The sequence below is a fragment of the Pseudomonas sp. PS02288 genome (assembly GCF_029959715.1).
GTDB lineage: Bacteria > Pseudomonadota > Gammaproteobacteria > Pseudomonadales > Pseudomonadaceae > Pseudomonas_O > Pseudomonas_O kuykendallii.
Map to the genome: position 1 here is coordinate 74,781 of NZ_JASCPA010000008.1, position 21,564 is coordinate 96,344.

Below are 21,564 nucleotides of genomic sequence, written 5' to 3' on the forward strand. Positions count from 1 at the left end.
CTGTTCGTGGCTGGTTTCGCGCAACCATAGCCGAGGCGCAATCCTGGCGTCGCCTGGCTTCTGCCTCGGCGGCGGGATTAACGCTGCGCCGATTTGCATTTGTTGAGATATCGACAAATAATGTAGATATGTCTACGAGATGAGTGCCTTCCATGGTCATGTCCGCCCTGCGTTCCGATTCGTCCGAATTCGCTTCGGAAGAAAGCCGCCGCGACCTGGCGCGGATCGTCGCGGCGCTCTTCGAGCGCTGGCGCCTGGATACCGACCTGCAGATGCAACTGCTCGGCATGAGTCCGAAGAGCCGCAAGCAGCTGCCGAAATACCGTGCCGGCGAACTGGCGCTGCCCAACAGCCGCGACACCCTGGACCGTGTCGGCTACCTGCTCGGCATCCACAAGGGGCTGCGCCTGCTGTTTCCCGAGGACGAGGCGCTGCGCTTCTCCTGGGTGCACCGGCGCAACCGCGTGCTCGAAGGCGCCACGCCGCTGGAGGTGATGGTCCGCGACGGCCTGCTCGGGGTGGCGCGGATCGCCCGGCTGGTCGATTTCCAGCGGGGTCGCTGATGGCCTTGCTCGACAGCACCTGCGATTTCTCCGCCGCGACCTACCGCAACATCGCCTCGTTGCGGGTATCCGCCAACCTGTTCGACGACCTGGTCGACGACGCGCGCGCGCAGGAACTGGCCAACGCCGCAGAGATGCGCGTGCGCCGCGTCGGCCCCGGCGTGATCGAGCGCGGCCTGGCCTACAGCGAGGCCATCGGCTATCCGTTCGAGGCCGACGGCATCGTCGCCAGCCGCTACGGCGACGGCAGCATCCGCGTCTGGTACGGCGCACTGGACGAAGACACCGCGCTGGCCGAGACCTGCTACCACCAGATCCAGATGCTGCGCGACATCGAGGGCGTGGACGGCCCGGTGACCCGCTACCGCAAGGTCTGGCGGGTGCAGGCAAGCGGCCTGTTCGTCGATTTGCGCGGCAAGACCGGGGAATTCCCCGACCTGCTCGGCGACGACTACGGCTACCCGCAGTCGGTCGGCAAGCGCCTGTCCCACGAAGGCCTGCCCGGTGTGCTCTACCCGTCGGCACGCTGGCGCGGCGACTGCCTGGCGGCGTTCCGCGCCGATCCGCTGTCCTCGCCCGTGCAACTCTACGACCTGACCTACCGCATCGATGCGGCGGCCGGCAGCGTCGAGGTCGAGCGCGAGCCGGGAAAACTGCTGGTGCGCCTGAACCTGGCGCAGCTGCGTCGCTAGGCGTCGTCTTCCAGTGCGCGCAAAAGCGGCAGCGAGAGGATGTGCACCTGGCCATAGCCGAGGGTGATGGCGCCCGCCGCGACCATCGTCTTCAACTCCAGCGCCAGCGTCTGCCGGGTGATGCCGAGCATCATCGCCAGCGCGTCCTGGGTCACCTGCACCACCGCGCGGCCGCTGTCGGCCATGGTCGCGTCGCCGTGGGCGAGCTGTTCCAGGCGGCGCACGATGCGTGCACGCGTCGAACGCAGCATGGCGTCCTCCAGCAGTTTGAAGGCGAGTCGCGTATGGGCGGCCTGCAGCACCGCGATGGCATGGGCGAAGCGGCCGTGGCGCATCAGCGCGGCGAACGCCGCCGGTTCGATGCAGAGCAGTTCGGCGTTGCCCTGCGCGGTGATGTCGTGGATGCGCGGCAGGCCATCCAGCGCCGAGGCCTCGCCGAACCAGTTGCCCGGCTCAAGCAGGCCGAGGATCGCTTCCTTGCCGTCCGCACGCAGCGTCGAGACCTTCAGCGTGCCCGCCACCAGCCCGTAGAAGGTGCTGCCGGCGTCGCCCTGGCGAAACACGAACTCGCCGCCGTTCAGGCGCTTCGGCTTGCCGGCGGCGAGCAGCTCGTCGCGGATGTCGGCGGGCAGCGCGGCGAACCATGGGTTGCCGAGCATTCGCGCGGCGAGGAGATCGTCAGCGAAGGGCATTCGCGTGCTTCCTTGGAGTTGTCGAGGCACTGTGACCCGAGTCGCCGGGAGCCGCAACCCGCCGAATGGCGGAGCTGCCGTGGCCAGCCAGCCTGGCCAATTGCAAGAAACCTTGCAGTTCGCCGGCCGCGCTTTCTCTAGGCTGCGATGACGCCAGCGGCCCACGCCGGCGATCCATAACAAGGAGAGCGCCATGAGTGCCCGTGCCGGTTTCACCTCGTTCCAGAACAGTACCCGCGATGACTGGCAGCTGATCGGCGCCGAATTCGTCGGCTTCGCCAAGGGGCTTCCCGACCGCGTCATCGCCCACCTGCGCCTGCTGGAGGGCGACTACGGCGGCTTTCCGATCGACCGTTACGCCCACTCGCTGCAGACCGCCACGCGGGCGCTGCGCGACGGACGCGACGAGGAATACGTGGTCTGCGCGTTGCTGCACGACATCGGCGATACGCTGGCGACCTTCAACCACCCGGATATTGCCGCGGCGATCCTCAAGCCCTTCGTCAGCGAGGCCGATCACTGGATGGTCCAGCACCACGGGATTTTCCAGGGCTACTACTTCTTCCATCACCTGGGCCTGGACCGTGATCTGCGCGAGCAGTACGCCGACAGCCCGCACTACGAGCGCACCGCCGAGTTCTGCGAGCTGTACGACAGCCCGGCGTTCGACCCGGCCTACGCCAACCTGCCGCTGAGCGAGTTCGAGCCGATGCTGCGCCGCGTGCTGGCCAAGCCACGCAACAGCATCTACGGCAAGGCGCTGGAGCCGGCAGCGATGCCGGCGCAGCAGCCGGCCTGAGAGCGTTCGACGGGACGTCCAGGTCGCGCGTTTACCCCGGGTAAACCGCGTTCCTGGCGGCTGGCTTCAGCCCGCCAGATCCAGACGGGTTGCGACGGCTCAGGCCTGGGTCAGGTACCAGCGCCAGTCCTGCTCGCCGACCTCGCCCATGAACTGGCGGTATTCGGCCTGCTTGATCGCCAGGAACACCTTGAGGAACCCCTCGCCCAGCGCTTCGCGTGCCCAGCTCGAGTGTTCCAGCGCGCGCAGCGCGGTGAGCCAGTCGGTGGGCAGGAAGTCCGTAGCCTGGTCGTAGCCGTTGCCTTCGATGGGCGCGCCCGGATCGAGTTGCAGGCGGATGCCGTGGTGGATGCCCGCGAGGATCGCCGCGGCGGCCAGGTAGGGGTTGGCGTCGGCGCCGCAGATGCGGTGCTCGATGTGGCGACTCTTCGCCGGCCCGCCCGGCACGCGGAACGACACGGTGCGGTTATTGATGCCCCAGCTCTTCGCCAGCGGCGCGTAGCTGTTGGCCTGGAAGCGGCGGAACGAGTTGGCGTTGGGGCAAAACAGCGCCAGGGAGTCCAGCAGCGTGGCCATCATCCCGGCGATCGAATGACGCAGCAGGGGCGTACCGGCAGGGTCTTCGCTGGCGTAGAGGTTGTTGCCCTCGGCGTCGGCGAGGCTGACGTGCATGTGCATGCCAGTGCCGGCAAGGTCGGCGAACGGCTTGGCCATGAAGCAGGCCTGCAGCCCGTGGCGGTTGGCGACGCCCTTGACCAGGCGCTTGTAGCGGATGCCTTCGTCGATGGCCTGCAACGCGTCGAAGCGGTGCTCCAGGGTGATTTCCACCTGGCCGGGCGCGTATTCGGAAATCGCCGTGCGTGCCGGCAGACCCTGAGCCTCGCAGGCGTCGTAGAGATCGTCGAGGAAGGGTTGCAGCTGTTCCAGTTCGTAGATGCCGTAGACCTGGGTGGCGTGCGGTCGCGTGCCGTTCATCTGCCGCGCCGGCAACGGGCGGCCGTTGGCGGCGCGTTCGCGGTCGAGCAGGTAGAACTCCAGTTCCACCGCCATCACAGGGTGGTAACCGTCGCCCTTGAGGCCGTCGATCACCCGCGCCAGGAGATGGCGCGGATCGGCCGGGGTCGCCGGCAGGCCCAGGGTCGGATGCATGCTCACCTGCAACTGCCCGGTCGGGCGCTCGCGCCAGGGCTGCAGGCACAGGCTGCCAGGCAGTGGGAAGGTCCAGCAGTCGGCATCGCCGACCTCCCAGACCAGCCCGGTCTCGTCGACGTCCTCGCCGTTGATGGTCAGCCCGAGGATGGTGCTCGGCAGCGGCCGGCCGGACTCGAACACGGCGAGCAGTTCCTCGCGGTGCAGCAGCTTGCCGCGCGGCACGCCGTTGGCATCGACGAGGAACAGCTCGATGCTGCGCACCTCGGGGTTGGCGGCGAGGAAGTCGTGGGCTTCCTGGATATCGGCGAATTGCATGGTGAGGTCCTTTTTTCTCCCCTCTACCGTTTACGGGAGAGGGGCCGGGGGAGAGGGGCGGAGGACGCGACAAGGGCCCTCTTCCCAACCTTCCCATGAATGGGAAAGGGTTAAAGCCGCGCGCCGGGAATCGCCAGCAGCTCGCTCAGCCCCTCGTCGAGGGTGGCGAGCAGCCGATCGACATCCGCCGCGGTGGTGTCCGGGCAGCACAGGGTCATGTTGTGGAACGGCGTGATCAGCACGCCGCGGTTGATCAGGTAGAGGTGCAGGGCCATCTGCAGGCTGTCGTGGAACGCCGCTTCGGCCTGCGCGCCGGTCTTCGGCGGCTGCGCGCAGAACTGGAACTCGCAGCGCGCACCTAGCTGGCTGACCGACCAGGCCAGCTGGTGACGGCCGATCAGCGCGCGGAAGCCGTCGGCCAGGCGTTCGGCCAGCGCCAGCATGTGCGCGTAGGCGCTCTCGGTCATCACCTGTTCAAGGTTGGCGCGCATGCAGTGCATGGCCAGGGCGTTGGCCGACAGCGTGGTGCCGATGCCGCTGTGGCCGTGGCCGTGGACCATCTCGCTGGCGTGCTGCTGGGCCAGGCGCATGTCCTGGGCCATCTCGGCCGTGCAGCCGTACACCGAGCAGGGCACGCCGCCGGCGATCGGCTTGCCGAGGGTGATGAAGTCCGGCTCGAGGTTCCAGGCGCGGGTGCAGCCGCCGGGCCCGGTGGAAATGGTGTGGGTCTCGTCGATCACCAGCAGGCTGCCGTACTTGCGGGTCAGCTCGCGCACGCGCTGCATGAAGCCCGGCTCCGGCAGGACCATGCCGATGTTGGTCATCGCCGGCTCGCAGAGCACCGCGGCGATGTCGTTCTGCGCCAGCGCGGCCTCCAGTGCGGCGAGGTCGTTGAACGGCACCACGCGGCTGTGCTGCACCAGGTTGCGCGCCTGGCCGATCAGGCCCGCGCGGTGCACGGTGTGGCCGTCGCGCTGGCGCACCATGGCCTCGTCCACGGTGCCGTGATAGCAGCCGTCGAACACCAGGATCACCTTGCGTCCGGTGATCGCGCGGACCCAGCGCAGGACGAAGCGGTTGGCGTCGGTGGCGGTGGTCGCCACCTGCCAGTAGGGCAGGCCGAAACGCTGGGCGAGCAGTTCGCCGCAGACCACCGCGTCCTCGCCGGGCAGCATGGTGGTGAGGCCGTTGCCGGCCTGCTCGGCGATGGCGTGGGCGATCGGTGCCGGCGAATGGCCGAACATGGCGCCGGTGTCGCCGAGGCAGAAGTCGACGTACTCATGGCCGTCGACGTCATGGAAGCGGGCGCCCTGGGCGCGCCCGACGAACAGCGCGGAGGGCGTCGACCAGTCGCTCATCCAGTGCATCGGCACGCCGCCGAACAGCGAATGGCGGGCGCGCTCGGCCAGTGCCAGCGAACGCGGGTTGCGCTCGAGGAAGCGTTGCCGCTCGCGTGCGGTCAGAATCTGTACGGCCTGTTCTGCGACGCCACTGGCTGTCATGTTGAACACCTCGTTCGATTTTTCGCACATCCTCGGGGCTGAGCCCGCAGGCTGTCAATAGCGTACGAAAACGCCCGGCGGCGCTCTGGAAGCGCCGTTCGTGCCAACCCGGCGACGGCCGGGCGGGTGCATTGTTTCGCCATATTGCCGTCCGTCAGCGACGCGCCATGCGGATGGTAATCTGCGCTTCCGCTCGCCCGCTGTTCCAGGCGGCCACTCCCTTTTCGAATGTCGGGCTCCGGCGGGGCCAAGCGAGTATCGCCAGCAACACAGGAGCCGCGCCCATGCATGCCATCAGCTTCATCCAGGATCTGGCCGTGATCATGCTGATCGCCGGTGTGGTCACGATTCTGTTCCACCGCTTCAAGCAACCGGTGGTGCTGGGCTACATCGTCGCCGGCTTCCTGATCGGCCCGCATACGCCGCCGGTCGGCCTCATCCACGACGAGGAGACGATCAAGACCCTCGCCGAGCTGGGGGTGATCTTCCTGATGTTCTGCCTGGGCCTGGAGTTCTCCCTGCGCAAGCTGTTCAAGGTCGGCGCCACGGCCTTCATCGCGGCCTTCCTGGAAATCGGCCTGATGATCTGGATCGGCTACGAGATCGGCCAGTACTTCGGCTGGAACAACATGGATTCACTGTTCCTTGGCGCGATCCTGGCGATTTCCTCCACCACCATCATCATCAAGGCGCTCGGCGACCTGAAGATGAAGAACGAGCGTTTCGCCCAGCTGATCTTCGGCGTGCTGATCGTCGAGGACATTCTCGGCATCGGCATCATCGCCCTGCTCTCCGGGATCGCCGTCAGCGGCAACGTGGAAACCGGCCAGGTGTTCGCCACCGTCGGCAAGCTGACCCTGTTCATGATCGTCGCGCTGGTGGTGGGCATCCTCCTGGTGCCGCGCATCCTCGCCTACGTGGCGCGTTTCGAGAGCAGCGAGATGCTGCTGGTGACGGTGCTCGGGCTGTGCTTCGGCTTCTGCCTGCTGGTGGTGAAGCTGGAATACAGCATGGTGCTGGGCGCGTTCCTGATCGGCGCGATCATGGCCGAGTCGCGGCAACTGGCGCAGATCGAACGGCTGGTGGAGCCGATTCGCGACATGTTCAGCGCGATCTTCTTCGTCGCCATCGGCCTGATGATCGAGCCGCGGATCCTCCTCGACTACGCCTGGCCCATCGCCGTGATCACCTGCGCCGTGGTGATCGGCAAGATCGTCACCTGCAGCCTCGGCGCGATCGTTGCCGGCAACGACGGGCGCACCTCGCTGCGCGTCGGCATGGGCCTTTCGCAGATCGGCGAGTTTTCGTTCATCATCGCCGCGCTGGGCATCAGCCTGCAGGTCACCAGCGATTTTCTCTATCCGGTGGCGGTGGCGGTGTCGGCGATCACCACGCTGCTCACGCCCTACCTGATCCGCGCCGCCGACCCGCTGTCGGGCAAGCTCGCCCAGGTCATGCCGGAGCGCGTGTCGCGGGTCTTCGCGCTGTATGGCGACTGGCTGCGCAGCATCCAGCCGCAGGGCCAGAGCGCCGTGCTCGCCGGGATGATCCGCAAGATCCTGATGCAGGTGGGCGTGAACCTCGCCATCGTGGTGGCGATCTTCCTCGGCGGCGCCTATTTCGCCGGCACCCTGGCCACCTACCTGGCGCCCTGGGTCGCCCAGGACAACCTGCAGAAGGCGCTGATCTGGGGCGCCGCGCTGTTGCTGGCGTTGCCGTTCCTGATCGCCGCGTACCGCAAGCTCAAGGCGCTGTCGATGCTGCTGGCGGAACTGAGCGTGCGCCCGGAGAAGGCCGGCCGCCACACGGCGCGGGTGCGCAAGGTGATCGCCGAGCTGATCCCGCTGCTGTCGCTGGCCGGGATCATGCTGCTGGTGATGGCACTGTCGGCGAGCATTCTGCCGACCGGCGAGCTGCTGATCGTCATCGGCCTGCTCGCCGCCGGGGTGATCGCGCTGCTCTGGCGCTGGTTCATCCGCGTGCACTCGCGCATGCAGATCGCCCTGTTCGAAACCCTCGACAAGCCCGAACAGCCGCACTGAAACCGCTCATGCGGGGCGTCCGGGCGGCGCACTGATCGGCCGATCAGCTCTCCAGCCAGACGTCGCGCGCCCAGTGCCACACTGAGTCCCAGGTCTCGTCGGTGAGTTCGCCGTCGTCGCCATCCCACAGGGTGACCTGGCCTTCGATATCGACCACGTAGTAGTCGCGGCCGTCCTGGCACAGCGGCACCAGATCGCGCGGCAGGCCCAGGTCCCAGGCGGTGGCGGCGACGTCCGGCAGGTAGGTGTGCGATTGCGGGTCGGTGGCGGTGACCGGCTCCAGGCGGCCATAGACCACGTCGCTGACCTTGAGCAGGAACTCGCGCAACTCGAACGGCAGGTTGATCAGCAGCTGCTCCTCGATTTCGACCAGCTGGTCGTCGTCCGGCAGCTCCAGGGGCACCGGTACCGGCTCGTTCTGTTCGCGCAGCTCTTCGATGACTTCTTCCACGGCAAGCGTCCTCCCCAACGAAATGGATGCGTTTTATACAGTAGCGTGACCGCGGGGAAAAACCCGAGTCGCACCCAATCGCCGGTCGGCGCTAACTCCAGGCGATAAAAAACCCGGGCAAGCCCGGGCTTTTTCAGCGTTGCTCGGCGGGTCAGTTCTGCCGGATGCCCGCCACCAGCCACGGCTGGTTCTCGCCCTGCGCGCGTTCCATGCGCCAGCTCTCGCTGAACGCCTCGCCCTGATCGAAGCGCGAGGTCTTGGCGACGCCGGCGAAGGTCAGGGTTGCGACCGTCTTGTCCGGGTTGTCGTCGAGGCCGTCGAGCTGGACCTGCAGGTCGTCGACGTAGGTGGACTGGAAGCCGTCGCCCAGGTCGGCGCGCTCGCGCTTGAGGAAGTCGAGCATCTGCGGGGTGACGAACTCGGCGATCTTGTCCATCTCGTTGGCGTCCCAGTGCTGCTGCAGGGACATGAAGTGCTCGCGGGCGGCTTCCAGGAAGCGCTGCTCGTTGAACCAAGCGGGCGCTGCGATCACCGGGGCCGCGGCGCTGGGCGCCAGCGAACCGCCGAAGATGTTGCGGTTGGCGGCTTGCGGCTCGACCGGCATTTCGCGCTGGAACGGCGCATGGCCCGCTGGGGCCGCGGTCGGCTGCTGCTGGCGACGGCGCGCGGCGAGGAAGCGGAAGATCAGGAAGGCGATGGCGCCGAAGATCAGCATGTCGAACAGTTGCAGGCCCTGGAAGCCGTCGCCCATGAACATCGAGGCAAGCAGGCCGCCGGCGGCGATACCGGCCAGCGGGCCGAGCCAGCGCGAGGCGCCACTGGCGGCGCCCGCCTGGCGGCCGGGTGCGGCAGCGGCGGCGTTGTTCTGCGCCGGTTGCTGCATCTGACGGCTCTGGTGGCTCGGCGCGCTGCCGAAGGATTTGCCGCCACCGAAGCGCTTGGCGGCATTCACGTCGAGACTCAGGGTCAGGGCGACGCAGAAGGCCAGGGCAAGGCTGAGAAAACGTTGCATGTGGGTATCCCATTCATTGATCTACGCGCGACATCTTGAACAGGCGGGCCTGACAAGACCAGCCGCAGAGTGTTTCGGGCTTTTGCCTGGCCCGCGGCGAAGGCTCTGGCGCGCACCTCGAGGCACTCCGATACGCAGCGTCAGCACGCCGCAGGTCGGGGTCTGCTTCACTGCCATACAGCATTCGCGGCGAATGCCGATAACCCCTATCCATCCGGCCCGGTTCGGCCGTACCCGAGGAGTTGGCGATGCGACTGATGCTGAAGACCAAAGTGCTGATACTGGCGCTGCTACCGGTGATCCTGCTGGCCATCGTGCTGAGCTTGGCTACGGCGAAGATCCTGCTGAGCTTCGCCAACGATGAAGTGAACAGCATGCGCGAGCGGCTGATGGAAGAAAGCCGCGGCGAGCTGCAGCACTACATGCAGATCGCCCTGGGCAGCGTGCAGAGCCTGTACGACGCCTCCGCCGCCGGCGACATGGAGGCCCGCGCGCAGGGCATCGCGATCCTGTCGAAGATCAAGTACGGCAAGGACAGCTACTTCTTCGGCTACGACTCGGACATGGTCCGCCTGTTTCGCGGCGACAGCCCGGTCGACGTCGGCAAGAGCCTGAAGGGCCGCAAGGACCCCAACGGGGTGCTGGTCAACGACGAGCTGGTCAACGTGGCGAAGAACGGCAGCAACTACGTGCAGTACGCCACCGCGCTGCCGGGCAACGAGAGCATCAACGTGCCCAAGCTCGCCTACAGCTACTACCTGCCGAAGTGGGACATGGCGCTGGGCACGGCGGTCAACCTGGACCGCATCGAAGGGCAGCTGAGCGAGGTGCGCGCCGGCATCGACGAACGCATCCGCAGCATCGTGACCAGCATCGCGGTGATCGCCGTGGTGCTGCTGATCCTCTGCGGCATCGCCGGCGTGACCCTCGGCAACACCTTCCTGAAGCCGCTCAAGCAGATGAAGAACAACCTCGACGACATCGCCGCGGGCGAGGGCGACCTGACCCGTCGCCTGCCGGTGAGCGGCGACGACGAGCTCGGCCAGTTGGCCGCCTCGTTCAACCGCTTCGTCGAGAAGATCCACGGCCTGGTCCGGCAGATCGCCGACATGACCGGGCAGCTAAACGGCCTGGTCGGCGAGGTCGCCTCCCAGGTTCACCGGGGCGAGCAGGCGATGGACCGGCAGCGCCAGGAGACCGACCAGGTCGCCACGGCGATCAACGAGATGTCCGCCGCCGCCCAGGAAGTGGCGCACAGTGCGCAAGGCGCCGCCGAGGCCGCGCGCAAGACCGACGACGAGGGGCAGTCGGCCAAGCGTGTGGTGGACGACAGCGTGGCCAGCATCCATGCACTGGTCGGCGACATCCGCAGCAGCGGGGTGTCGCTGGACAGCCTGCAGCAGGACGTACAGTCGATCGTCAGCGTGCTGGCGGTGATCCGCTCGATCGCCGAGCAGACCAACCTGCTGGCGCTCAACGCGGCCATCGAAGCGGCCCGCGCGGGCGAGGCCGGGCGCGGGTTCGCGGTGGTCGCCGACGAAGTGCGCGCGCTGGCCAGCCGCACGCAGCAGAGCACCCAGGAAATCCAGGCGATGATCGATCGCCTGCAGCACGGCACGCAGATCGCGGTCAGCGCCATGCGCCGCTCCAGCGAGGCCGGCGAGGCGAGCAGCACCCAGGCCAACCAGGCGGGCGCTTCGCTGGACACCATCGCCGGGCTGATCGGCACCATCAACGCCATGAACGCACAGATCGCCAGCGCCGCCGAGGAGCAGACCGCGGTGGCCGAGGAGATCAACCGCAGCGTGCACCAGATCGCCGTGGCGGTGGAAACCGTGGCCGATGAAACCCGGCAGAGCGCACAGACCGCGCGCAGCCTCTCGCAACTGGGCGAGCGGCTCGGTGCGCTGGTGCGTCAGTTCAGGATCTGAGAGCGAGGCGGGCAGCCATCCGGGAGACGCGAAACGCGGCTCCTGGATGGCTACGTCAGAGCGGCTGCAGCTTGGCGTAGCCGAGCATCAGCCATTTGCTGCCTTCGCCGTCGAAGTTCACCTGCACCCGGGCCTGGGCGCCTGAGCCTTCGAAGTTGAGGATCACGCCCTCGCCGAACAGCGCGTGCTGCACGCGCTGGCCGAGGTTGAAGCCGGTGTCCGGCACCTGGGCGCCGTCGAACATCGAGGCGCCGCCGCGCGGCTGCTGCCCGTAAGGGCGGCTGACGCTGCCAGAGAGGCGCACTTCCTGGACCAGCGCCGGGGGAATCTCGCGGACGAAGCGCGAGACCTTGTTGTAGGTCTCGCTGCCGTAGAGCCGGCGGGTTTCCGCGTAGGTCACCACCAGCTGGCGCATGGCCCGGGTGATGCCAACGTACGCCAGGCGGCGTTCTTCCTCCAGCCGACCGGGCTCCTCCAGGCTCATCTTGTGCGGGAACAGGCCTTCTTCCATGCCCACCAGGAACACCAGCGGGAACTCCAGGCCCTTGGCGCTGTGCAGGGTCATCAACTGCACGCTGTCCTCGTGGTCGCCGGCCTGCTGCTCGCCGGCCTCCAGCGAGGCGTGGTCGAGGAAGGCCGCCAGCGGAGTCTGTTCCTCGTCGCCTTCCTCGCCTTCGTAGTTGTCGAAGGCCCGTGCGGCGGAGACCAGTTCCTCGAGGTTTTCCACCCGTGCCTGGCCCTTCTCGCCCTTCTCATCGCGGTGGTAAGCCAGCAGCCCGGACTGCTCGATGACCAGTTGCGCCATCGCATGCAGCGGCAGACCCTCGACCTTCAGCGCCAGCGTGTCGACCAGCTCGACGAAGGCGTTCAGCGCGCTGGCGCCGCGGCCGCCGATGACCTTGGTGCCGACCGCCTGGTGCAGCGCGGCCCACATCGACAGGTCCTGGGCGCGGGCGAATTCGCGTAGTGTCTCGACGGTCTTCTCGCCGATGCCGCGGGCCGGCACGTTGATCACCCGCTCCAGCGCGGCGTCGTTGCCGCGCTGGTGGATCAGGCGCAGGTAGGCCATCGCGTTCTTGATCTCGGCGCGCTCGAAGAAGCGCTGGCCGCCGTAGATGCGGTAGGGAATCCGTTCTCGCAGCAGCGCTTCCTCGAGCACCCGCGACTGGGCGTTGGAGCGGTAGAGGATGGCGATCTCGCTGCGCAGCGCGCCGTCGCGTACCGCGCGTTCGATGTTCTCGACCACGTAGCGCGCTTCGTCGTGCTCGTTGAAGGCGGCGTAGAGGCCGATCGGCTCGCCGTCGCCGCCCTCGGTCCAGAGCTCCTTGCCCAGGCGACCCTGGTTGTTGGCGATCAGCGCGTTGGCGGCCTTGAGGATGCTCGCGGTGGACCGGTAGTTCTGTTCCAGGCGGATGGTCTGGGCGTCGGCGAAGTCGTCGCAGAACTGCTGGATGTTCTCGATCTTGGCGCCGCGCCAGCCGTAGATCGACTGGTCGTCGTCGCCCACCACCATCAGGCTGTCGCCGCCCTGGGCGAGGATCTTCAGCCAGGCGTACTGCACCGAGTTGGTGTCCTGGAATTCGTCCACCAGGATGTGGCGGAAGCGCCGGCGGTAGTGGTCGAGAATGCCGCCCTTGTTGTCGCGCCAGAGGTCGAGGGCGCGCAGCAGCAACTCGGAGAAGTCGATCACGCCCGCGCGCGCGCAGGCCGTTTCGTAGGCTTCGTAGATCTTGCGCATGGTGGCGAGGAACAGGTCGCCGCCGGCCTGGATGTTCTGCGGGCGCAGGCCCTCGTCCTTCTGCCCGTTGATGAACCACTGCGCCTGTCGCGCCGGCCAGCGCTGTTCGTCGAGGCCCAGCTCGCGGATCACCCGCTTGACCAGGCGCTGCTGGTCATCGGAATCGAGGATCTGGAAGTTCTGGTTCAGCCCGGCTTCCTGCCAGTGCGCGCGCAGCAGGCGGTGCGCCAGGCCGTGAAAGGTGCCGACCCACATGCCGGCCGGGTTGATCCCCAGCAACTGTTCGATGCGATGGCGCATCTCGGCGGCGGCCTTGTTGGTGAACGTCACCGACAGCAGCGAATGCGGCGAGGCACCGATCACCTGGATCAGCCAGGCGATGCGGTGCACCAGCACGCGGGTCTTGCCCGAGCCGGCGCCGGCCAGCACCAGTTGGCGGCCGATGGGCGCGGCAACCGCCTGGCGCTGGGCATCGTTGAGGGAGTTGAGCAGGAGGGAGAGATCGTCGTTAGGCATCGCGGCATTCTAGGGGGCGGCGTCAGGCCGGGCAAACCGGCGTGCCCGGCGGAACGGCGATGCCTGACTGCTCGGTCGTCCTAAAAGCTGTTGGGCCTGGCCTCGTGCTCACGTTATGCTCCGGCGTCTTTTTAGGCTCAGACCACTACAAGAACCGCCTATGAGTGCCGCCACCCGGACGATCCGCCTGCCTGCCGAAGGCCGGGCCATCGGTCAGCAGTTCGCGACCCAGATCGCCATCGAGCGCACGCGCCTGCTGTACCAGGGCTCGCGGTTGCCGACGCTGTTCATGCTGCTCACCGGTCTGGCCTGCGCCTATCTGCTGTGGAGCCCGCAGGAAAGCCTGTGGCTGGCGGTGTGGCTGGTCTGGCTGGTGCTGCTGGCAGTGGTGCGGCTGGTCCAGGTGACGGCCTTCGATGCCGCCCCGGAACAGCGCCGGGCCGAGCCGCGCTGGTATCGCGCGTTTCTGCTGGGCGCCGCGGCTTCCGGTCTGGCGCTGGCGTTCCCGGTGATCATGCTGGTGCCCGCCGAGGACTTCACCCGCCAGGCGCTGGTCTACGGGCTGATCGCCGCGGCGATCCTTTCCGCCGGGGTGGCCTACGCGGTCAGTCTGCCGGCGCTGCTCACCTTCGCCTTGCCCTGCCTGCTGCCGACCGTGACCTACCTGCTGCTCAGCAACGCGCCCGCGCAACGTGCCTGCGGGGTGCTGGCGGCGATCCTCGGCGTGGCGCTGCTGCTGATGGCCTGGCAGATCAACCGGCTGCTCTGGTGCAGCCTGCTGCAGGGTTTCCAGAACCAGGCGCTGCTGGCGACGCTGGAGCAGTCCAAGCGCCAGACCGATGTGCTGAATGGCCGGCTGGGGCGCGAGGTCGAGCAGCGGCGGCGCGCCGAGCGCCGGCTCAGCGACGCCCATGACGACCTCGAACGGCGCGTCGCCGAGCGCACCCGCGAGCTGGACGAAGCGACCCGCGCGCTGAGCAGCAGCCAGGAGCGCCTGACCCTGGCGCTGGAAGCCAGCGAGCTGGGCCTGTGGGACTGGAACCTGGTCAGCGACGAAGTGCATCACTCGCAGCTGCGGGAAATCTTCGGCGTCGAGGAGGACACCGCGCCCGGCATGCTCCGCTACCTACGCACGCAGCTGCATCCCGAGGACCTGCCGGAGCTGCGCCAGGCGCTGATCGCGCACCTCAAGGGGCTCACCGAGCTGTACGTCGCCGAGTACCGCGTGCGCCACGTCGACGGCCACTGGCTGTGGGTCGAGGATCGTGGCCGGGCCGTGGAGCGCGACGCGAGCGGGCGGGTGACGCGGATGCTCGGCACGCGCCGCGACATCAGCGTGCGCAAGATCCGCGAGACCGATCAACTGCTGGCCGCCACGGTGTTCGAGGCGGCCAGCGAAGGCATCGTCATTCTCGATCCGGGATACCGGGTGCTGGCGGTCAACGGTGCCTTCAGCCAGGTCACCGGCTATCAGCGCGACGAGGTGCTCGGGCGGCGCGTGGCGGCGCTTTCCAGCAGCCGCGATTCGCAGCGCCAGTACCAGCAGATCGACGCCGAGTTGCGCGAGCACGGGCGCTGGCAGGGCGAACTGGTCGAAACCCGCAAGAGTGGCGAACTCTATCCGCAATGGCTGCAGCTCAACGTGGTCCGCGACGCGCGTGGCACGCTGCGCCACATCGTCGGTTTCTTCGCCGACCTCAGCGCGCGGCGTCATGCCGAAGAGCGCCTGCGCTACCTATCGAACTACGACGAACTGACCGGGCTGGCCAACCGCACGCTGTTCCGCGAGCGCCTGCACGAGGCCAGCCAGCGCGCTCGCCAGGGCGGCCGCAGCCTGGCCCTGCTGCACATCGATCTGGATCGCTTCAAGCTGCTCAACGACAGCCTCGGCCACGAAGTCGCCGACCAGGTGTTGCGGCAGATGGCCCGGCGCCTGGCCCAGGCGGTGCCGGAAGCGGACACCCTGGCGCGGATTTCCGGTGACGAGTTTGCCGTGCTGCTGGACTCCTACGGCAGCCTCTCGGCGCTCGCGCGCAGCGCCGAACGGCTGCTCGGCAAGCTGCGCAAGCCAATGGATGTCGGCGGCCAGGAACTGGTGATCAGCGCCTCGGTGGGGATCAGCCTGCTGCCGGACAACGCGCGGGAAATCTCCGCCCTGATCAGCCAGGCGAACACCGCCATGCAGCAGGCCAAGCGCCTGGGCGGCAACGGCTTCCAGTTCTTCACCGACAGCCTGCAGGCCTCTACGCTGCAGCGGCTGCAGCTGGAGAACCAGTTGCGCAAGGCGATCGACGACGGCCAGCTGGATGTCTTCTATCAGCCCAAGCTGCGCCTCGCCGACGACAGCCTGAGCGCGGCCGAGGCCCTGGTGCGCTGGCATCACCCGGAGCAGGGCCTGCTGGCGCCGGGGGCGTTCATCGGGCTGGCCGAGGAAACCGGGCTGATCGGCGTGATCGGGGAGTTCGTCCTGCGCCGGGCCTGCGCCGATGCCTGCGCCTGGCGTGCCCGGGGCATGGACATCCGCGTCTCGGTGAACATCTCGGTGCATCAGGTGCGCCTGGGCAATCTCACCAGCCTGGTGCGCCAGGTGCTGGACGACAGCGGCCTGCCGGCGCACCTGCTGGAACTGGAACTGACCGAGAGCCAGATGCTCGACAATGTCGAGACCATCGCGCGCAGCTTCCAGCAGTTGCGCGCGCTCGGCGTGAAGCTGGCGATCGACGACTTCGGCACCGGCTTCTCATCCCTGAGCTACCTCAAGCGCTTCCCGGTGGACGTGCTGAAGATCGACCAGAGCTTCATCCGAGACCTGTCCGCCAGCGCCGAGGACGCCGCGATCACCCGCGCGATCATCGCCATGGCCCACAGCCTGGAGCTGGAAGTGGTGGCCGAGGGCGTCGAGGAACAGGCGCAGCTGGATTTCCTCAAGGCCCACGGCTGCGACGAGATTCAGGGCTACCTGATCGCCCGGCCGCTGGCGGTGGACGCCTTCGTCGCGCTGCTGGAAGAACAGCGCCGCGACTGATCGCTCAGTGCTCCAGCTGGCGCATCAACAGCCCCAGTTCCGGCTGCACGTCTTCGGGCAGCGGCAGGTAGAGCACATGGCCGTCGCCCGGCGCCACCTCGACGCGCTGGCCAGCGGCAGTCTGCAGCGCGTCGAGGCGGAAGTGCAGATTGCCCTGCGGGGTCATCAGCTCCAGCTGGTCGCCGAGGGCGAAGCGGTTCTTCACCTTCACCTCGGCCAGGCCGTGACGACGCTCGCCGGTCAGCTCGCCGACGAACTGCTGGCGTTCGGACAGCGAACTGCCGCGCAGGTAGTTCTGGTATTCGTCGTGCACGTGGCGGCGCAGGAAACCTTCGGTGTAGCCGCGGTGGGCGAGGGATTCGAGATTGCCGAGCAGCGACGCATCGAACGGCTTGCCGGCCACCGCATCGTCGATGGCCCGGCGATAGACCTGGGCAGTACGCGCCACGTAGAAGTGCGACTTGGTGCGGCCCTCGATCTTCAGCGAATGCACGCCCATCGCCACCAGCCGCTCGACGTGCTGCACGGCGCGCAAGTCCTTGGAGTTCATGATGTAGGTGCCGTGCTCGTCCTCGAAGGCGGACATCGGCTCGCCGGGACGGGTGCTCTCCTCAAGCAGGAACACCCGGTCGCTCGGCGCGCCCTGGCCGAGCGTGGGGTCGACCTGCTGCACGCCGGCGGCGACGATCTCGCCCAGCTCGTTCTCCTGCGCGGCGCTGGCCTTGTACTCCCAGCGGCAGGCGTTGGTGCAGGTGCCCTGGTTGGGGTCGCGATGGTTGAGATAGCCGGAGAGCAGGCAGCGCCCGGAATAGGCCATGCACAGTGCGCCGTGGACGAACACTTCCAGCTCCATGCCCGGCACGCGCTGGCGGATTTCGCCGATTTCCTCCAGCGACAGCTCGCGCGAGAGGATCGCCCGCGTCAGGCCCTGGCGGCGCCAGAACTCCACGCTCGCCCAGTTGACCGCGTTGGCCTGCACCGACAGGTGGATCGGCATCTGCGGGAAGTGTTCGCGGACCAGCATGATCAGGCCGGGATCGGACATGATCAGTGCGTCCGGGCCCATTTCGATCACGGGCTGCAGGTCGCGTAGGAAGGTCTTCAGTTTGGCATTGTGCGGCGCGATGTTGACCACCACGTAGAACTGCTTGCCCTGCGCGTGCGCCTCATCGATGCCCAGCGCCAGGTTGGCATGATCGAACTCGTTGTTGCGCACGCGCAGGCTGTAGCGCGGCTGGCCGGCGTACACCGCGTCGGCGCCGTAGGCGAAGGCGTAACGCATCGACTTGAGGGTGCCGGCGGGGGAAAGCAGCTCGGGGCGGAACGGCGAGGAGGTCATGGCGGGCGGATCGCAACCGGAAAAGGGGGCGCGATTCTAGGCGGCGTGCGCCGCGGCGGGGTTGACCTGGGTCTAGCTGCGGCGAATGAGCGCGGGCTGCGTGCGGCCCGCGCTCGGGTAACTAGTCGCGCTCCAGCAGCCAGGCCCGGGCACCGGGTCGGTATTCGGGAATCTCGTCCGGCGCGGCGTCGTTCAGCGCCTCGATGATCCTCAACTGCTTGCCGTCGCGCTCGAACAGCCAGGAGCGGCCCTGGTCGCCGAGCTGCAGCCAGAGGCTGTCGTGATCCCCGGCCATCGAGGCGCAATCGCCGGCCAGGCACAGGGCGTAACGATCCGCGCCGGGCAGTCCTTCGAGGCTCCCGTCCGGGTGGAACAGCACCAGCCCGCCTTCGCCAAGGCCCTCGCGGATGGTCCAGGTGCCGCCCAGGTAAGCGGCGTAGAGCGCGTGCTCGAAGCTGGCGCCGGTCGGTGCATCGGCGGGGGCCGCGACGGCGGGATGGGTGAAGCGCTGCTCCGGCCAGCTCTGACTGGCCTGCTGCACCAGCTCGCCGTGGTCCAGGCTCAGGCGCTCCTGGAAGTCGCCGGGAAATTCCACCCGCCACTGGCGCTCCTGCTCCTCCACTAGCCGCCCTTCGCCCAACTCGAAGCCGTTGCTGAAGCTGGCGCTGCGCTGTTGCGGATCGATCCGCCATTCCAGGTTCGGACCGAACGCCAGCAGCGACTCGCGCAGGCTGCTGCCTCGCGCGGCGGCATCGATCGCCGCCTGGTTGATCCAGATGCCGCCAGGATCGCTTGGCGGGCTGGCGCAACCGGCCAGCAGGCTGCCGGCGAGTAACAGCAAGAGTGCATTACGCATGGGCGATGGCTTCCCTCGGGCGGCGGAGCCAAGGCCCCGCGGCGGCGATCATTCGAGGACGAGGATGGCGTCCATTTCCACCTGCGCGCCACGCGGCAGCGCGGCGACGCCAATGGCGGCGCGGGCCGGGTAGGGTTGCTGGAAGTAACGGCCCATGACCTCGTTGACGGTGGCGAAATGCGCCAGGTCGGTGAGGAAGATGTTCAGCTTGACGATGTCCTTGAACGAACCGCCGGCGGCCTCGGCCACGGCCTTGAGGTTCTCGAACACCTGGACGGTCTGCGCCTCGAAGCCTTCCACCAGCTCCATGGTCGCCGGGTTCAGCGGAATCTGCCCGGACATGTACAGCGTGTTGCCAGCCTTGATCGCCTGCGAGTAGGTGCCGATGGCGGCGGGGGCCTTGTCGCTGCTGATGACGGTCTTGCTCATGATGAACTCCTTCTGAGGGGTGTTTACCGCAGGGCGCGGGAAGGCCGCGCGCTCGGTGGGAAAGGGGTCAGGCGCGGACGCGGGTGATGCGCACCACGCCCATCAGGGTGCGCAGCTTGCGTATCACGCGGGCGAGGTGGACACGGTCGTGCACGCTGATCACCAGCTGGACCACGCTGATGCGACCGTCCCGCTCGTCCATGCCGATCTTCTCGATGTTGCCGTCGGCGGCGTTGACGCTGCCGGCGAGCAGGGCGATCAGGCCACGCTGGTGCTCCAGCTCGACGCGCAGTTCGACGTTGAATTCGCCGGTGACGTCCTTGGCCCAGGACAGCTGCACGCACTTCTCCGGGTTGTTGCGGATTTCGGCGATGTTCTTGCAGCTTTCCAGGTGCACGACCATGCCCTTGCCGGCGGACAGGTGGCCGACGATCGGGTCGCCGGGAATCGGCGTGCAGCACTTGGCATAGCTGAGCACCAGGCCTTCGGTGCCGCGGATCGCCAGCGGACCCTCAGCGCTCTGCGGCTGCTCGCCCTCGCTGGCCAGCAGGCGCCGCGCGACCACGTAGGCCATGCGGTTGCCCAGGCCGATGTCCTCGAGCAGGTCCTCGGGCACCTCCATGCGGTACTCGGCGAGCACGCCGCGCACGCGCTCTGGGGCGATCTTGTCCAGATGGCTGTCGAAGCCGGCCAGCACCTTGTTCAGCAGGCGTTCGCCCAGGCTGATCGATTCCGAGCGGCGCTGCTGCTTGAGTGCGTGGCGGATGTGCGTGCGCGCCTTGCCGGTGACCACGAAATTCAGCCAGGCCGGGTTCGGCCGCGCGCCGGGCGCACTGACGATCTCGACGGTCTCGCCACTTTCCAGTGGCTGCGAAAGCGGCGCCAGTCGGCGGTTGATGCGGCAGGCGATGCAGCTGTTGCCGACATCGGTGTGCACCGCGTAGGCGAAGTCGACCGCGGTGGAACCCTTGGGCAGCTCCATGATGCGGCCCTTGGGCGTGAACACGTAGACCTCGTCCGGGAACAGGTCGATCTTCACGCTCTCGATGAATTCCAGCGAGTTGCCGGCGCGCTGCTGCATTTCCAGCACGCCCTTGACCCACTGCCGGGCGCGGGCGTGGGTGCCCTTGGGCTGCTCGTCGTCGCTGGACTTGTACAGCCAGTGCGCGGCGATGCCGTTGTTGGCCATCTCTTCCATCTCGCGGGTGCGGATCTGGATCTCGATGGGCACGCCGTGCATGCCGAACAGCGTGGTGTGCAGCGACTGGTAGCCGTTGGCCTTGGGAATCGCGATGTAGTCCTTGAAGCGCCCCGGCAGCGGCTTGTACAGGCTGTGCACCGCGCCAAGCACGCGGTAGCAGGTGTCGACCTTGTCGACGATGATGCGGAAGGCGTAGACGTCCATGATCTCGTTGAACGCCTTATGCTTGCCGCGCATCTTCTGGTAGATGCTGTAGAGGTGCTTCTCGCGGCCGACCACCTCGCCTTCCAGCTCGTCGCGCTGCAGGCAATGGGTCAGCGATTCCTCGATCTTGTTGACGATTTCCTTGCGGTTGCCGCGGGCCTTCTTGACCGCCTTGGCGATCAGCCCGGAGCGCATCGGGTGCATCGCCTTGAAGCCGAGGTCCTCGAACTCCACGCGCATCGCATGCATGCCCAGGCGGTTGGCGATGGGTGCGTAGATTTCCAGGGTTTCCTTGGCGATGCGCCGGCGCTTCTCGCCGGACAGCACTTCCAGCGTGCGCATGTTGTGCAGGCGGTCGGCCAGCTTGACCAGGATCACGCGGATGTCGCGGGCCATGGCCATGGCCATCTTCTGGAAGTTTTCCGCCTGCGCTTCGGCCTTGGTCTCGAAGTTCATCTGGGTCAGCTTGCTGACCCCGTCGACCAGGTCCGCCACCGTCTCGCCGAACTGGGCGATCAGCGCTTCCTTGGCGATGCCGGTGTCCTCGATGACGTCGTGGAGCATCGCGGCCATCAGGCTCTGATGGTCCATGTGCATGTCGGCGAGGATGTTGGCCACCGCGAGCGGGTGGGTGACGTAGGCTTCGCCGCTGCGACGGCGCTGGCCGTCGTGGGCTTGCTCGGCGTAGAAGTACGCGCGGCGGACCAGATTGACCTGGTCCGCGCCGAGGTAGGTCGAAAGTCGTTCGGCGAGGGTATCTATGCTAGCCAAGGCAGGGCTCCTGCCGGCGTCCAATCGCTACCCTGTGACTTCGACCGGGCATAGGCTTAAAGGGCCTCGTTGGCCTCTTCCTCGTAACTGGCGAAGAGCGGCTCGTCGTCGACGATCTCTTCCTGGGCGATCACGTCGTAATCGATCAGGCCTTCGGCGATTTCGCGCAGGGCGACGACGGTCGGCTTGTCGTTTTCCCAGGCTACCTTGGGCTCCTTGCCGCCGGTTGCCAGCTGACGGGAGCGCTTGGTGGCGAGCATGACCAGCTCGAAACGGTTATCCACGTGGTCCAGGCAGTCTTCAACGGTAACGCGAGCCATGGTGTTCCTCTGAA

The 21,564-nt window shown here is 67.4% G+C and carries 17 protein-coding genes; 6 read left to right on the plus strand and 11 right to left on the minus strand.

The genetic code is table 11. From position 1 onward, the window contains the following. The first annotated feature begins 152 nt into the window (after positions 1 to 152). Positions 153 to 563 carry an antitoxin Xre/MbcA/ParS toxin-binding domain-containing protein gene (locus QMX85_RS05670; protein ID WP_282339193.1) on the plus strand — a complete coding sequence of 137 codons (411 nt, stop codon included), beginning with the start codon at positions 153 to 155 and terminating at the stop codon, positions 561 to 563. Further along, positions 563 to 1,255, plus strand: a complete 693-nt coding sequence (locus QMX85_RS05675; protein ID WP_282339194.1) for an RES family NAD+ phosphorylase — start codon at positions 563 to 565, stop codon at positions 1,253 to 1,255. Before QMX85_RS05670 ends, QMX85_RS05675 begins: the two co-directional genes overlap by 1 nt. On the opposite strand, the gene QMX85_RS05680 is transcribed toward QMX85_RS05675, so the two are convergent. After that, positions 1,252 to 1,947 (minus strand): Crp/Fnr family transcriptional regulator, encoded by a 696-nt coding sequence (locus QMX85_RS05680; protein ID WP_282339195.1) that lies wholly within the window; start codon positions 1,945 to 1,947, stop codon positions 1,252 to 1,254. The two genes, QMX85_RS05675 and QMX85_RS05680, sit on opposite strands and share 4 nt — an antisense overlap. Before the next feature lie 193 nt (positions 1,948 to 2,140). On the opposite strand from QMX85_RS05680, the gene QMX85_RS05685 reads away from it, so the two are divergent. Then, positions 2,141 to 2,746: an HD domain-containing protein gene (locus QMX85_RS05685; protein ID WP_273233925.1), complete on the plus strand. Its 606-nt coding sequence runs from the start codon at positions 2,141 to 2,143 to the stop codon at positions 2,744 to 2,746. 99 nt (positions 2,747 to 2,845) lie between these two features. On the opposite strand, the gene QMX85_RS05690 is transcribed toward QMX85_RS05685, so the two are convergent. Further along, positions 2,846 to 4,213: a glutamine synthetase family protein gene (locus tag QMX85_RS05690; protein WP_282339196.1), complete on the minus strand. Its 1,368-nt coding sequence runs from the start codon at positions 4,211 to 4,213 to the stop codon at positions 2,846 to 2,848. Positions 4,214 to 4,323: 110 nt separating this feature from the next. Continuing rightward, positions 4,324 to 5,715 (minus strand): aspartate aminotransferase family protein, encoded by a 1,392-nt coding sequence (locus QMX85_RS05695; RefSeq protein WP_282339197.1) that lies wholly within the window; start codon positions 5,713 to 5,715, stop codon positions 4,324 to 4,326. A 284-nt stretch (positions 5,716 to 5,999) separates the two neighbouring features. On the opposite strand from QMX85_RS05695, the gene QMX85_RS05700 reads away from it, so the two are divergent. Continuing rightward, positions 6,000 to 7,757, plus strand: a complete 1,758-nt coding sequence (locus QMX85_RS05700) for a cation:proton antiporter (protein ID WP_282339198.1) — start codon at positions 6,000 to 6,002, stop codon at positions 7,755 to 7,757. Positions 7,758 to 7,800: 43 nt separating this feature from the next. On the opposite strand, the gene QMX85_RS05705 is transcribed toward QMX85_RS05700, so the two are convergent. Next, complete coding sequence (locus QMX85_RS05705) at positions 7,801 to 8,208, minus strand: SMI1/KNR4 family protein (RefSeq protein WP_090231480.1); 408 nt, start codon at positions 8,206 to 8,208, stop codon at positions 7,801 to 7,803. 151 nt (positions 8,209 to 8,359) lie between these two features. Beyond that, on the minus strand, positions 8,360 to 9,220 hold the full coding sequence (locus QMX85_RS05710) for a TIM44-like domain-containing protein (protein WP_282339199.1): 861 nt from the start codon (positions 9,218 to 9,220) through the stop codon (positions 8,360 to 8,362). Positions 9,221 to 9,468: 248 nt separating this feature from the next. Between QMX85_RS05710 and QMX85_RS05715 the strand changes: the two genes are divergently transcribed. After that, a complete protein-coding gene (locus QMX85_RS05715; protein WP_282339200.1) occupies positions 9,469 to 11,151 on the plus strand; it encodes a methyl-accepting chemotaxis protein in 1,683 nt (560 codons plus the stop codon). 55 nt (positions 11,152 to 11,206) lie between these two features. On the opposite strand, the gene uvrD is transcribed toward QMX85_RS05715, so the two are convergent. Next, a complete protein-coding gene (gene uvrD, locus QMX85_RS05720) occupies positions 11,207 to 13,405 on the minus strand; it encodes a DNA helicase II (RefSeq protein ID WP_282339201.1) in 2,199 nt (732 codons plus the stop codon). Between the two features lie 160 nt (positions 13,406 to 13,565). Here uvrD and QMX85_RS05725 point away from each other — a divergent pair, with 160 nt between their 5' ends. Next, positions 13,566 to 16,430, plus strand: a complete 2,865-nt coding sequence (locus tag QMX85_RS05725) for an EAL domain-containing protein (protein WP_282339202.1) — start codon at positions 13,566 to 13,568, stop codon at positions 16,428 to 16,430. Between the two features lie 4 nt (positions 16,431 to 16,434). Here the strand turns inward: QMX85_RS05725 and yegQ are convergent, their stop codons facing one another. The 5 genes from yegQ to rpoZ form a co-directional block, all read right to left on the minus strand. Continuing rightward, positions 16,435 to 17,769: a tRNA 5-hydroxyuridine modification protein YegQ gene (yegQ, locus tag QMX85_RS05730; RefSeq protein WP_282339203.1), complete on the minus strand. Its 1,335-nt coding sequence runs from the start codon at positions 17,767 to 17,769 to the stop codon at positions 16,435 to 16,437. Positions 17,770 to 17,890: 121 nt separating this feature from the next. Continuing rightward, positions 17,891 to 18,625: a hypothetical protein gene (locus QMX85_RS05735; protein WP_282339204.1), complete on the minus strand. Its 735-nt coding sequence runs from the start codon at positions 18,623 to 18,625 to the stop codon at positions 17,891 to 17,893. Between the two features lie 48 nt (positions 18,626 to 18,673). Further along, positions 18,674 to 19,054 carry a RidA family protein gene (locus tag QMX85_RS05740; RefSeq protein WP_090231487.1) on the minus strand — a complete coding sequence of 127 codons (381 nt, stop codon included), beginning with the start codon at positions 19,052 to 19,054 and terminating at the stop codon, positions 18,674 to 18,676. A 67-nt stretch (positions 19,055 to 19,121) separates the two neighbouring features. Beyond that, positions 19,122 to 21,230 carry a bifunctional GTP diphosphokinase/guanosine-3',5'-bis pyrophosphate 3'-pyrophosphohydrolase gene (spoT, locus tag QMX85_RS05745; RefSeq protein WP_282339205.1) on the minus strand — a complete coding sequence of 703 codons (2,109 nt, stop codon included), beginning with the start codon at positions 21,228 to 21,230 and terminating at the stop codon, positions 19,122 to 19,124. Positions 21,231 to 21,286: 56 nt separating this feature from the next. Continuing rightward, entirely contained in the window at positions 21,287 to 21,550 is a 264-nt protein-coding gene (gene rpoZ, locus QMX85_RS05750) for a DNA-directed RNA polymerase subunit omega (RefSeq protein ID WP_090231489.1), read from the minus strand. Between the last annotated feature and the right edge of the window lie 14 nt (positions 21,551 to 21,564).

Coding starts and splice junctions, on each gene's coding strand:
- QMX85_RS05735 (WP_282339204.1), bottom strand. CDS start 18,625: ATGCGTAATGCACTCTTGCTGTTACTCGCCGGCAGCCTGCTGGCCGGT.
- QMX85_RS05715 (WP_282339200.1), top strand. CDS start 9,469: ATGCGACTGATGCTGAAGACCAAAGTGCTGATACTGGCGCTGCTACCG.
- QMX85_RS05675 (WP_282339194.1), top strand. CDS start 563: ATGGCCTTGCTCGACAGCACCTGCGATTTCTCCGCCGCGACCTACCGC.
- QMX85_RS05700 (WP_282339198.1), top strand. CDS start 6,000: ATGCATGCCATCAGCTTCATCCAGGATCTGGCCGTGATCATGCTGATC.
- QMX85_RS05685 (WP_273233925.1), top strand. CDS start 2,141: ATGAGTGCCCGTGCCGGTTTCACCTCGTTCCAGAACAGTACCCGCGAT.
- QMX85_RS05670 (WP_282339193.1), top strand. CDS start 153: ATGGTCATGTCCGCCCTGCGTTCCGATTCGTCCGAATTCGCTTCGGAA.
- QMX85_RS05680 (WP_282339195.1), bottom strand. CDS start 1,947: ATGCCCTTCGCTGACGATCTCCTCGCCGCGCGAATGCTCGGCAACCCA.
- QMX85_RS05725 (WP_282339202.1), top strand. CDS start 13,566: ATGAGTGCCGCCACCCGGACGATCCGCCTGCCTGCCGAAGGCCGGGCC.
- QMX85_RS05710 (WP_282339199.1), bottom strand. CDS start 9,220: ATGCAACGTTTTCTCAGCCTTGCCCTGGCCTTCTGCGTCGCCCTGACC.
- QMX85_RS05690 (WP_282339196.1), bottom strand. CDS start 4,213: ATGCAATTCGCCGATATCCAGGAAGCCCACGACTTCCTCGCCGCCAAC.
- QMX85_RS05695 (WP_282339197.1), bottom strand. CDS start 5,715: ATGACAGCCAGTGGCGTCGCAGAACAGGCCGTACAGATTCTGACCGCA.
- yegQ (WP_282339203.1), bottom strand. CDS start 17,769: ATGACCTCCTCGCCGTTCCGCCCCGAGCTGCTTTCCCCCGCCGGCACC.
- uvrD (WP_282339201.1), bottom strand. CDS start 13,405: ATGCCTAACGACGATCTCTCCCTCCTGCTCAACTCCCTCAACGATGCC.
- rpoZ (WP_090231489.1), bottom strand. CDS start 21,550: ATGGCTCGCGTTACCGTTGAAGACTGCCTGGACCACGTGGATAACCGT.
- QMX85_RS05740 (WP_090231487.1), bottom strand. CDS start 19,054: ATGAGCAAGACCGTCATCAGCAGCGACAAGGCCCCCGCCGCCATCGGC.